This window comes from Paraburkholderia sp. RL17-373-BIF-A (genome assembly GCF_046030175.1).
Taxonomy (GTDB): Bacteria; Pseudomonadota; Gammaproteobacteria; order Burkholderiales; family Burkholderiaceae; genus Paraburkholderia.
Window position 1 is genome coordinate 26378 of sequence record NZ_JARESO010000033.1, and the last position, 11351, is coordinate 37728.

Sequence of the window (11351 nt, forward strand, 5' to 3'; positions counted from 1 at the left end):
ACCCGCCAGTTCTCTTCGGAGCCTGGCGGGTTTTTCTTCGGCTGCGGGGCGCGAGCTACATCCCGTCGCGAGCGGATGCTTAATTGCTTGAGCATTTCGTGTATGAAAGATTTCTGTAGGCCATAACGGGCCGCCATGCTATGTGGGTGATCTCGCAGGCACGGACGATGTCGAGGAAGCCGTCTCGGCAGTCTCCCCGCTGGCGCCTGCTAGTTAAAGATGGGTTTGCGGACAGTATCAATTGCGCTATGATTGGGTATCAACTGATACTTTAGTCGGGAGTCGCATGTCACTGATTACGCCTGAGGCAGTGGCCGCAGTCATGGAACTGCGGCAGGTTCCGCACACGCTCGCGGAACTCGAAGCACTTGTCCGCGACGGACTGCCCAAGTCCGCGCTGCGCGCGGGCGTCGAACATGCGACGCAGGGTGCTGACGCCCGGCGTGCGCTACGTGCCCGCATCATCCCCGAGGCGACCTATAAGCGGCGTCGCGATCGGCTGACGCCAGACGAATCGGAAAAGACTGAGCGGCTGGCCAGGATCGTCGCGACGACGGCCTACGTCTGGAACGACGAAGAGGACGCGCGGGAATTCCTGTCGACGCCGCACCCGGAGCTCGAGGGGCGGGCGCCACTCGATGTTGCGCTGACCGAACTCGGCGCGCGCCGGGTCGAAGAGCTGCTCTGGAAACTGTTTTATGGGTTGCCGGCGTGAAGTTGTTTCGAATCGCCGACACTCGACATACGGTCTGGAGCGGCACCGGCGCGATGCTGGTGGGCGGCCGCTTCAATAGCCCGGGGCGACCGGTCATCTACGCCGCGTCGACCTTCGCCGGTGCGATGCTCGAGGTTCTTGTTCATGCGCGCATCGGCAAGGTACCGAAGACACACGGATGGGTTGAAGCAGCGGTTCCCGACGATATTCGCGTCGAACTCCATTCGGCCGAATCGTTGCCAGGGGGATGGGATGCGCCAGCACTGCAGGCGGCAAGGGAGTTCGGCGACGCCTGGCTGACCGAGTCGCGTACCGCGCTCCTGATGGTACCTTCCGTCGTCGTCCGTGCAGAGTTCAACGTGCTGGTCAATCCCGCACACCCCGACGCGACGCGGATTGTTGTGACCGAGCCGCAACCCGTGGTGTGGGATGAACGCCTCTTTGTGATGCCGACGGTCGGACACTCCTAGATTACGATGGTGGTCGGCTAGCCTCGCCTCGACGCTTTGCTCCTCAACGGAAATGACTGGGACGTGGCTTCCAGTTTAGTTCGCAATCGCCACTCGCAATGGCCAGTGCAGCGTCTTCTTGTATTCCCCATGTCTGATTGCCAAAGCCGACACGGCTGTCAGTTTCTGTTAATCTCCCTGACAATTTGACATAAAAGGGTGACAAGAGGCGGTCGTGCCTGCTCGGGCGCGGCCATTCACCGAGCTCGCGTTGGGCGAGGGACCCACGGTCTCACTTACAAATGATCGCGACAATCGTACAGCTTTCGCTTCCCGACAATCGCGGATAATGTGATCTGAATTCAGTGAGAAGGAGTGTCCGGTGCGGTAGGTCGCCCGATCAACGCATTGCCCCAGCCGTTGTGCGATTACTGCGGTGCTCACGCCGCGCTCGTGAAATACGATGAAGCGTCGTATCCCTACCGCGACGACCACGGCGCGCTGTGGGTCTGCACAGCGTGTCAGGCGTGGATCGGCATCCACTCGCGCAGCACACGGAACGTGCCGCTGGGACGTCGCGCCGACGGCGCGTTGCGCGACGCGAAGAGCCGCCTGCACGACGTGCTCGAGCCACTGGTCTCGGGCAAGGTCAGGCGTGATCACGTCAATCCGTTCGAAGCCCGCGCGAAAGCGATCCGCTGGGTTGCATCCGAACTCGGCTCTAACCCGGTGCCGGCGTGCATCCACAACCTGTCACCCGACCAGTGCGAACAGGCGATCCGGCATGTCGATGCATTCATCGCACGTCGCGGGGCCGCTTCGTCAGAAGGCAACGTTTAAGCAACCTCCGCCCCTGGCCGCTATCCCCGTTCGGCAGATCACCAACGAACCCTGATGCCCAAAACTCTCCCATTCGTTCGCAACCCGAACCCGGCAAAATGGACCATTCCCCGATCCCGTAATCGCCATATCGGCAAGCCGTGGCAGATTGCGATTCAGCGCGGAGCGCTTGCCGAAGAGGTCGTTCCATTATTGATTTGGGCTGCCGATAAATTTCGGACCCTTAAATTTGACATAATTAAAGTGATCAATTTTACGTTAACTATTTAGTTAATCTGGTCTTCTGTCCGCTGAATTCCGCGGCTTCTACGTGACACCCAAGGCACGAGGGCATTGTCCTGCGTTAGCGTCCGACTGTGCCATGCCCATACACATTCACGTCGTCACCGATATGCGTCGCGATCTACGAACGCTTCTCTCGCTCGTAAATTCATCCTTATCGGTGTTTTCACGCTGCAGTGCCGAACCATTCCCAGATCGTGGCTCACGTTGACTCCCGGAAAGCGCGAGCCTTCGGCCCGACACCCCTGCGTGCGCAACCGGCGAGAGGCACGGTCAATAAACGCGCACCTTCGAGGAGCAGTAGCACCCTGTGGCGCGCGTAAAAGTCGGCAGCGTCATTCCGGCTGACAAACTCGGCACGGTACATGCCGCTGGTCCGATTGAACGACACCATCGTCGCGTAGCCGACGATCATCGAGGCGCATCCATGACCACGTTTCGCGATTCGGTCACAAGGACACCTCGGCGGTCAACGCGTCCCACGGCGCGCTCAGACGTCCTTCTTCACGCACGACGAGGCCAGCATTCTCCAGAATCGCCACGTCTTCGTAGACCCGTTTGTAGTCCCGGTTCAGCGCAGTTGCCAACGCCTTCACATTCTCTGCGCCTTCGCGATGTAGATGACGAAGCATCTCGAGGCGCTTCGGCGACAGCGCAGCCAGCATCTCCTCGAGCGACAAAAACGTCACATGCCGCTCTTCGAAATTCTCGCCTGCTTGCGCACGGTTGAACGCTGCCGCGAATCGACGACCCATATCCCGCGCACCACCAACATGCACATTAAGTTTGCTCATGATTCACCTCGCTCACGTTCTACATCATCCAGAAAATCAGCCACCAATTGCTCAGGTGTCGAAAATGCGTACGGCTCTTCCCGATCGCGATAGTGTCGGTGGTCGCCTTTGCCCCGCTCATTGTCGTAGCCGATGATTCGCTGGCCTGCCCGACCGTAAAACAGGCTGTACTTGAGACCGTGCGGTCGTTCGGCGTCGCTTTCGGGTAGTCGCCAGATGCGCATTTCGAGAATAGCCCCGTCCGGGTAGACGGTTCGGTCCTCGAATAGGAGTGTGGCTTTCTTCTTCATATGGCGTAGGATGCCATACCACATATTATGGCGTCAAGAGCCATAATTGGGAGCGGGGAGGCCGGCAACGCAGGGGGCGTGGTCCTCCGTGCGTGATCTACAACGTTCGCTTTCAAAGTCGCCGGCCGCAACTCAACCAATGGCGGTTATATCCCGGCGACGCCATCTACATTCGCCTTGTCACCGATATGCGCGTTATCTTCGAACGCTTCTTCGACCGTTGCATTCTTGCTGGTGAATCGAGTCTTTATTGGTGTTTTCACGCGGCAGTGACGAGGCACACACTTGGTCCTGAAAAAACTCACCAATCCGTGAAGGTATAACTGCAAATACGCAACTAACCGTCTATTTCGTTTCCGGACACAACAAGACACAGAACCGCTTACAGCGACGCCGGCCTGCGTAAAATCGTGGGGGCTCGACACGCCCCATGACGATCGCTGTTCGGGAACCCCCGGCGCGGCTGAAACGTTGCTTGTGGGCGATTGCACTGCCTATCACTTCTGGTAGATTTATCGCAGCGCGGCGCAGTACAAATACAAAGACCGCGAATAATATCGTTGAGGTGTGTCATGGAAGTTCTTGATCGCGCGGCCGCCGTCTCGCCGGACGGACGCGCCGTGGTTTTCACGCTGTCGATCCGCGGCCGCGAGGTCGAAGGCGCAATTGCGCGCGACGCACTCGAAGAGCATTTCTGGCTACCACGTGGCGCCGACGCGACGCGCACCCTCAAAACTTTTGAAGACGGCCGCAATCGCATCGTCGCCGTCACACAAAGAAAGTTACTTGCGCGGCCCGACGAGCCGCTGTGGCTGACGGTCAGCGATTTTGTGGCCCGATAACCAACTGTGGCGGACGATAAGTGTCGCGGCGATGTGCATCTGATGAATCCGTAAAAAGCACGATCGTTCTAAATGGTGTTAATTAACATTATGTCAAATTTGATTGTCCGAGATGACTCCACGCTCGCTCCGGCAGCCGCCGCTCCAGGCCGTGAGCGCCGTCACAGCGCGTCAGTCGCCGCGCGATCTCACGTACGATCCCCATCGACTAATCCAGAGTGACAAGGCGCGCGCCGTTCCGATCTTTGCACAACCGATATCCAAGTCTTTTCATATCGCTGGTTTCCCGTCGCGCGGCCGGTCCCCGATCGCGTTCAACTAGTACGGATTTCCGCTCGGCCAGTCGATCGCCTGATACTCCGCACCAGCTAGGCCAGCGGACGCGGCGACTCGCTTGTGCGCGTGCCCTCGAGAAATTCTTCGGCATCGACTTTCGACGGATCTTCGATTAGCGCCTTGACCGGCGTGCCCGCAAGCGAGCGTTCGAGAATCTCGACCAGCGACACAGCGATTTGCGGCCCGCTCCACTGCCCGTCAGGCTGATACCACTTCCGGCTCCAGTTCATCGCGCCCATGATCATGAAGATGGCGAGTTTCGGATTGCACGGCACGATGCTGCCGTCCGCAATGCCTTCGCTGACCAGCTCGCGAAGACCGTGTTCGAACTTGTCACGGCGTTTGACGATCGCGCGCATATGCGTGGGCTTCATCGCGTTTTCTTCGAGCAGCACGACGTAGCTGCCGTCTTCGCCGAGCATCAGATCCACGTAGCGCCTGAGTGTCATCACGAGCTTCTGCAGGCCGTTGCCGTTGCTCGCACGCGCCTGCGTGAGAATTTCGACAGCGCTGTTCATTGCCGAATCGTGGCAGAAGTAAAGCAGTTCTTCTTTGCTCGGTACGTAGGTGTAGAGCGCCGCCTTGGTGACGCCGAGCTTCTTGGCAATCTCAGCGAGGGACGTTCCGTGATACCCGCGCCTGTTGAACGACGCTGCTGCTTCGCGCAGAAGCACGTCGCGCTTGCGATCGAACTGTTCGCTCGCGCCGAGCACCGCATTCTTCCAGGTGCTCATCGCGCTGCTCCAATCGTCAAAGAAAATGCCTTCATACTTGCTGACGCCTTACTCAAATAATCTGATCGGGCGAACCCGCTTCACTGGTTCATCGTATTGTCGATCACGCTCGCTCCTCTGACCAGTGCGTTGGAATTCTAACCTATCAGTAGGTCTGTCACCCAGCAGGTCAATTAGCTACTACACTGAAATTTCCCCGACCTTCCCGTGCCAGGACGCCACGCTCATGCCAGAACCCATCTCCGTATCGAAGCTTGGGCCCATTGTGGCCGTCGTCACCGGCGGCACCGCCGGAATCGGCCGTGCGTGTGCCAATGCGTTGCTCGCAGCCGGCGCGGCCGGGGTGCTTCTGAATGGCCGCAACGCGGAGCGCGCGGACCTCGCGCGCACGGAATTGCAATCCACCTACCCTCATGCGCAAATCGTCGTCTCTCTCGGCGACGCCGCGCAGCCCGTCGTTGCCGAACGCATCATGGCCGATGCAATCGCCGCGTTCGGGCGTATCGATCTGCTGGTCAACTCGACGGGCGGCAACGATCTGCCCAGGCTGTTGCATCAAACGCCGCTCGAAGCGATTCCCGGCATTCTGGAACGCTGCCTGTTCGCGCAGCTGCTTTGCGGTCGCGCAGCGCTCACGCACATGCGTGAAGCAAAACGCGGCGCGATCATTAACATCGCGTCCGACGCGGCCAAGCTGCCGACACCCGGCGAGAGCCTGATCGGCGCGGCCATGGCCGGCATCGTGATGTTCACGCGCGGACTCGCCATCGAGGCGAAGCACGACGGTATTCGTGCAAACGTTGTGACACCATCGCTGACAGGGGGCACCGAGCATTACGAAAAGATCATGGCCGACCCGTTCGCGGGCAAGCTGTTCAGCAAAGCCGCGCAAATGGCCAAACTCGGGCTGGTCGACAAAGACGAAATCGCGGAACTCGTGGTCTTTCTCGCGTCGCCTGCCGCTGCGAAAATCACCGGTCAGGCCATCAGTATCACGGGCGGCATCTCAGCGGTTTAAGCGTCGCCGGGTCATCGGGCGCTCGCGCTTCGGTGTCTACGGCGCTTCCATCAGGAACGAAATCGGGGCGCACGCCGCGAGCGAAACGCGTCGAGTCCTTCGGTGACGTCGTCTTCCAGCAGGCCGGCCGGCACGGTCGTTTCTTCGAGCATCAAACCTGTCTGCAAGTTGCTTTCCAGTCCTTCGATTGCAAGACGCTTAATCGTTGCGATGCCGATGCGGCTGCGCATCGCGAGGTTGCCGCAATAGTCTAGCGCCGCTTCGCGCAGCCGCTCAGGCTCGACGACCTCATTGACTATGCCCCAGTCGAGCGCGGTCTGCGCATCGAGCCAGCGCGCGGAATAGAACAGGTCCAGCGCGCGCCGCATACCGATCAGGCGCGGCAGTCGCTGGCTCGCGCCGAACCCCGGCAGCAATCCGTACTGCGCATGTTGGTCGCCAAAACGCGCGTCCGCCGCGGCGATCACGACATCGCACGCCAGCATCAGTTCAAAACCACCCGCCAGCGCCAACCCCTGGCACGCCGCGATCACAGGACGGCGGCAATGCGCAATCCGGTTCATGACACGATGCGCGGTGCGGATGAACGCCTGCATCTTCGCGAGTTCCGTTCGCAGATCGAGCACTTCCGCGAGGTCCGCGCCCGTGCAGAAGTTCTTGCCCTGCGCGCAGATCAGGATTGCGTGCACGCTCGAATCGGACGCGTCGAATTCATCGAGCGCGGCTTCGAGGCCGGCGAACACCGCCAGCGAGAGACAGTTGAATTTTCCCGGTCGTGCCAGTTCGATCACGCCTACGTTGCCCGCCCGGCTTGCCACGACACCATTCGGCTCCATCGTTCCTCCACGGATAAGCGTTGACGTGCCGATCCGCCGCCTCGCCCGTTTCGCACGTTGTTAAGCGGCTGTCCATGAACGGAGGTTATCGATCGGACGCCCCGCATGTCAACTGGTGATCAACCGGCCTGACCGTTTGGTCAGCCAAGGGAAAGAAGGGTTAGATCCCACTCGTTATACGCGATTCACGCATACGGGTTTTCTCTGATCCCGGAGGAATGTTGCCAGTTGGCATGGCCACGCAACGGTCATATCAGACGAGGCTTCTTTAGCAAAATTCATCATTTCCATTCCAAACTAACCGCTCGGTCAGTCGGTTGACACGCGGGTTAGCTTGGCGTTAGTCTGAAAAAGAGTCTACGTCGTCAGCAGTCGAAATGCGCATCAGCGTTCTCCCGGAGACGCTTCGGGGAGCAGCAGCGTTCGGGTGCCTGTCGTTGGCGCCGCAGGTTATCGCCGCAAAAAATCACAAGATCAGGAGACACACGATGACCGTTTCTTGCTTCTCGCCGCTTCGCGTTGCGCTGGCCGCTATTGCCGGTGCCCTGTGCGTGTGCAGCATGTCCCCTGCAATGGCCGCCGATACGGTGAAGATCGGGTTCACCGGACCTTCGTCGGGCGCGATGTCGCTTTTGGGCCAAGGGGTACGCGACGGCGTGCAGGTCTACGTCGACTACGTCAACGATCAGGGCGGCGTGAATGGCCGCAAGCTCGAACTGGTCGCCGAGGACGACGGTTATGAGCCGATGCGCTCGCTTGCGGGCGCGAAGAAGCTCTCCGAACAGGACCACATCGTCGCGCTCGTCGCGCCGACCGGCACGCCCGGTACCGCGGCGATGCTGCCCTACGTGCAGGAACGCCGGCTGCCGCTGATCGCGCCCTACGCGTTCAGCCACAAACTCACCACACCGGTTCAGAAATACGTGTTCACGTCGTTGCCCGAAGTGCGCTTGCAGGCCGACCTGCTCGGCACCTACCTGGTGAAGACCCTGAAGCACGACAAGATCGCGGTGATCTACCAGAACGACGACTTCGGGCAGGACGCGCTCGCAGGGTTCGACGCGCGAATGCAGAAGCTGAACGTCAAGGAAGCGAAGCTGCCGTTCGATCGCGGCACGACCAACTTCAGCGGCGTGGTTGCACAGGCCAAAGACTCCGGCGCCACCGATGTCGTGTTCTTCGGCATCCCCCGAGACGCGGCGCTCGTCATACGGGAAGCGAACAAGATGGGCTGGAAGCCGCAATTCAGCGGTCACAACGCACTCGGCGATCCGCAGACATTCCAGCTCGCCGGTCAGGCGCTCGTGAACGGTGCGATCGCCGTCGCGGTGATGGAGCCGCTCGACTCGAAGAAGCCCGCGGTGCAGGAATTCATCGCACGGCAGAAGAAGTACCTGCCGAAATCTCCGCCGACCACCTACAGCATGCACGGTTACACCGCCGCAATGATCTTCGTCGAAGCGCTCAAGCACGTGCAGGGTGATCCAACCGGCGAGAAGATCGCCGCCGCGCTGGAACAGATGAAAAATTTCGACACGGGTTTGATGGCGCCGCTGACGTTCTCGCCGACCAATCATGCCGGCAGCAACGCAGTCGCCTTCATGCGCGCCGAGAACGGCAAATGGGTGATCAACACCGACTGGATGCAGGCCGAATGATCGCTGACAAACGATCCACGCTGCGCGATGCGCTAAGTGCCGTCCACGACAGCATGAGCGTGGCGCTCGGCGGCATGACGTTGTACCGGCGGCCGGTCGCCGCGGCGCTCGGCATCGCGGCAGCGAAGCGGCGCAATCTGGAACTGATCACGCTGACCGGCGGTATCGAAACCGATCTCCTGATCGGCGCGAACTGCGTGCAACGCTTGCGAAGCTGCTATACCGGACTCGAAGTAGTCGGCTTCGCACCGCACTTCACGCGCGCGGTACAGAACGGCACGCTCGAACTCGTCGAGGAGACCGAATACACGCTCAGCTATGCACTCCAGGCAGCGGTAATGCGTGTGCCGTTCCTGCCGATGCGCGGTGCAATCGCGCGTACCGATATCCCGATGGTCCGCGCCGACCTGAAGGCTTTCAACTGTCCTTTAACGGGCGAGTCGCTGTTCGCCGTTCCGGCGCTGCGCGTCGACGTCGCGATTTTGCATGCGAGCGCGGCCGATCGCCATGGCAACTGCAATCTGCAAGGTCAGCTTGCGCTCGACCGGCATCTGCCGGCCGCCGCCGCCGTGACGATCGTCACGGCCGAGCGGATCGTCGAAACGGACGAACTGTTGGCGATGCAAGGCGGCATCCAGGTGTCGGGCGTTTTCGTCACCCACGTCGCCGAAGTATCCGGCGGCAGTCTGCCGACGTCCTGCCTGCCCGATCGCAAGCTCGATCTCGCCGCGGTGCTCGACTATGCCGACGCCGCGAACGACACGACCGCGTGGCCACGCTGGCTCGACCACGCCATGGGAGCGTTTGCATGACCGCGACGTCGCTTACCGACCTGCAGCGCCGTAAAGCCGACCAGATCGTCGTATGCATGGCGCGAATGGTCGAGGATTGCGATTTTCTCGCCGAAGGTATCGGCACGTTCATGTCGACCTCCGCGTACATGCTCGCGAAGCACATGCATGCGCCGAACTGCACGAGCCTCTGCCCCAACGGCAACACGCTGACGCAAGGCACGCGCACGCTGACGCTCGGCCTCGACGAGTTCGACACGGTGCCGCGCGCGTCGCTGTGGCTCGACTATCTGCAGATCAATCTGCACTACATGCCGGGCATCTTCCTGTCCGGCAAACGCTGGACCGAGTTCATGCGGCCCGCGCAGATCGACGCTCGCGGCGCGACGAACAACGTGACCATCGGCCCGCATGCCGCGCCGCGCGTGCGTCTTCCCGGCTCGGCCGGCATTCCGGACGCATCGACCGCCGCGCGACGCTTCTACTACTACGCGCCGCGCCATACGCGCCAGGTGTTCGTCGACACGCTCGATTTCATCAGCGGCGCGGGCAATGCAGACACCGGTGGCCCGCCCGACATGACGATCACCGTGGTGAGCGATCTCGGCGTGCTGATCACGGGGGCATCGGGGCGCTTCGAAGTCGCGCAGCTACACGACGGCGTGACTCGCGAGGAAATCGAATCGAACACAGGCTTCACGCTCGGCTGGCGAGACAACGTGCATACCAGTACGCCACCGACCGACGCCGAATTGCAATTGCTCAACGAGGTGATCGATCCGCAAGGTCTGCGCTACCTCGAGATGCTGAGCGGCGGCGCGCGCAGAGAGCGCCTGCGCGAACTCGCCGCGCCGGCTGCGGCGGCAACACACACGAGAGGGCGGGAAACCTCATGAACGCGGCGCTCATCATCGGTGGTCTCGCATCCGGCAGCCTCTATGCGTTGATCGGCATTGCGGTCGTGCTGGTGCTGCAGGCCACCGACGTGCCCAATTTCGCACAAGGCGAAATGGCGATGTTTTCGACCTTCGTCGCCTACACGATGCTCAACACGTATTCGCTGTCGTGGTGGATCGCGTTGCCCGCCGCAATCGTGTTCGCGATCCTGCAAGGGATCGTCGTGCAGCAACTGATCATCCGGCCTTTACTCGGCGCACCGATTCTCAATGCCGTGGTTGCGACGCTCGGGCTGAACATGGCGCTGCACAGCATCGCGGGCATGATCTGGGGCAATCTGACCAACGTGTTCACGAGTCCGGTAGCCGATTTTCCGATGCTGCAGGTGTTCGGCGTCAACGTCTCGCCGGACAGCGCGTTGACGATTCTCGTGTCGGTCGCGATGATCGTCATCTTCACGCTGATCCTGCGTCATACACGCGCCGGAATTGCGTTGCGCGCGGCGAGCCAGAACCAGTCGGTCGCCAAACTGATGGGCATCTCGGTGAGCCGTTCGTTCGCGCTCGCATGGGCGATGGGCAGCGTCGCGGGGCTGGTCGCCGGCATCCTGGTCGCGCCCATCCTGTTCCTCGACGTCAACATGATGGCGCCGCTGCTCATCAAAGGCTTCGCGGGCGCGGTGCTGGGCGGACTGACCAGCTTGCCGGGCGTGTTCGTCGGCGGCCTCGTGCTCGGCGTGATGGAGAACCTGCTCGGCGCGTACGTGTCCGGATCGTTCGGCGACGCCCTCTCCTTCGTGCTGATCATCGTCGTGCTGCTGGTCGCACCGGCCGGTATCTTCGGCCGCACCCGGTCGACCAAGCTGTGAG

Annotated in this window: 14 protein-coding genes; 10 read left to right on the top strand and 4 right to left on the bottom strand. The window is 61.0% G+C overall.

What is annotated here, in order from left to right:
• The first annotated feature begins 286 nt into the window (after positions 1-286).
• The 4 genes from P0D80_RS31765 to P0D80_RS31780 all read left to right on the top strand — a co-directional run bounded on the left by P0D80_RS31765 (position 287) and on the right by P0D80_RS31780 (position 2274).
• Positions 287-715 carry an Xre family toxin-antitoxin system antitoxin gene (locus tag P0D80_RS31765; RefSeq protein WP_132380464.1) on the top strand — a complete coding sequence of 143 codons (429 nt, stop codon included), beginning with the start codon at positions 287-289 and terminating at the stop codon, positions 713-715.
• Positions 712-1185, top strand: coding sequence for an RES family NAD+ phosphorylase (locus P0D80_RS31770; protein ID WP_408289838.1), 474 nt, complete (start codon positions 712-714; stop codon positions 1183-1185). The genes P0D80_RS31765 and P0D80_RS31770 overlap by 4 nt, the downstream gene beginning before the upstream one ends.
• 354 nt (positions 1186-1539) lie before the next feature.
• The gene (locus P0D80_RS31775) at positions 1540-2004 is read left to right on the top strand and encodes a zinc-finger-containing protein (RefSeq protein WP_408289840.1); all 465 of its coding nucleotides are present in this window, start codon (positions 1540-1542) and stop codon (positions 2002-2004) included.
• A gap of 54 nt (positions 2005-2058) precedes the next feature.
• A complete protein-coding gene (locus tag P0D80_RS31780; protein WP_408289842.1) occupies positions 2059-2274 on the top strand; it encodes a hypothetical protein in 216 nt (71 codons plus the stop codon).
• 461 nt (positions 2275-2735) lie between these two features.
• On the opposite strand, the gene P0D80_RS31785 is transcribed toward P0D80_RS31780, so the two are convergent.
• Positions 2736-3080, bottom strand: coding sequence for an HVO_A0114 family putative DNA-binding protein (locus P0D80_RS31785; RefSeq protein WP_342961339.1), 345 nt, complete (start codon positions 3078-3080; stop codon positions 2736-2738).
• Positions 3077-3370 carry a toxin-antitoxin system TumE family protein gene (locus P0D80_RS31790; protein WP_175773565.1) on the bottom strand — a complete coding sequence of 98 codons (294 nt, stop codon included), beginning with the start codon at positions 3368-3370 and terminating at the stop codon, positions 3077-3079. The genes P0D80_RS31785 and P0D80_RS31790 overlap by 4 nt, the downstream gene beginning before the upstream one ends.
• A gap of 572 nt (positions 3371-3942) precedes the next feature.
• Between P0D80_RS31790 and P0D80_RS31795 the strand changes: the two genes are divergently transcribed.
• Positions 3943-4212 carry a DUF1488 family protein gene (locus P0D80_RS31795; RefSeq protein WP_408289845.1) on the top strand — a complete coding sequence of 90 codons (270 nt, stop codon included), beginning with the start codon at positions 3943-3945 and terminating at the stop codon, positions 4210-4212.
• Between the two features lie 368 nt (positions 4213-4580).
• Here P0D80_RS31795 and P0D80_RS31800 read toward each other — a convergent pair whose 3' ends face one another.
• Positions 4581-5282 carry a TetR-type transcription factor C-terminal domain-containing protein gene (locus P0D80_RS31800; RefSeq protein WP_408289847.1) on the bottom strand — a complete coding sequence of 234 codons (702 nt, stop codon included), beginning with the start codon at positions 5280-5282 and terminating at the stop codon, positions 4581-4583.
• 226 nt (positions 5283-5508) lie between these two features.
• Here P0D80_RS31800 and P0D80_RS31805 point away from each other — a divergent pair, with 226 nt between their 5' ends.
• Positions 5509-6300 (top strand): SDR family NAD(P)-dependent oxidoreductase, encoded by a 792-nt coding sequence (locus tag P0D80_RS31805; protein WP_408289849.1) that lies wholly within the window; start codon positions 5509-5511, stop codon positions 6298-6300.
• Positions 6301-6350: 50 nt separating this feature from the next.
• Here the strand turns inward: P0D80_RS31805 and P0D80_RS31810 are convergent, their stop codons facing one another.
• The gene (locus P0D80_RS31810; RefSeq protein ID WP_408289851.1) at positions 6351-7136 is read right to left on the bottom strand and encodes an enoyl-CoA hydratase/isomerase family protein; all 786 of its coding nucleotides are present in this window, start codon (positions 7134-7136) and stop codon (positions 6351-6353) included.
• 488 nt (positions 7137-7624) lie between these two features.
• Between P0D80_RS31810 and P0D80_RS31815 the strand changes: the two genes are divergently transcribed.
• The 4 genes from P0D80_RS31815 to P0D80_RS31830 are packed head-to-tail and all read left to right on the top strand — an operon-like array spanning position 7625 to position 11350.
• The gene (locus tag P0D80_RS31815) at positions 7625-8794 is read left to right on the top strand and encodes an ABC transporter substrate-binding protein (RefSeq protein WP_408289853.1); all 1170 of its coding nucleotides are present in this window, start codon (positions 7625-7627) and stop codon (positions 8792-8794) included.
• Complete coding sequence (locus P0D80_RS31820; protein ID WP_408289855.1) at positions 8791-9606, top strand: CoA transferase subunit A; 816 nt, start codon at positions 8791-8793, stop codon at positions 9604-9606. The genes P0D80_RS31815 and P0D80_RS31820 overlap by 4 nt, the downstream gene beginning before the upstream one ends.
• Positions 9603-10481, top strand: coding sequence for a ketoacid-CoA transferase (locus P0D80_RS31825; protein ID WP_408289857.1), 879 nt, complete (start codon positions 9603-9605; stop codon positions 10479-10481). Before P0D80_RS31820 ends, P0D80_RS31825 begins: the two co-directional genes overlap by 4 nt.
• Positions 10478-11350, top strand: a complete 873-nt coding sequence (locus P0D80_RS31830) for a branched-chain amino acid ABC transporter permease (RefSeq protein ID WP_408289859.1) — start codon at positions 10478-10480, stop codon at positions 11348-11350. Before P0D80_RS31825 ends, P0D80_RS31830 begins: the two co-directional genes overlap by 4 nt.
• Position 11351: the final 1 nt, after the last annotated feature.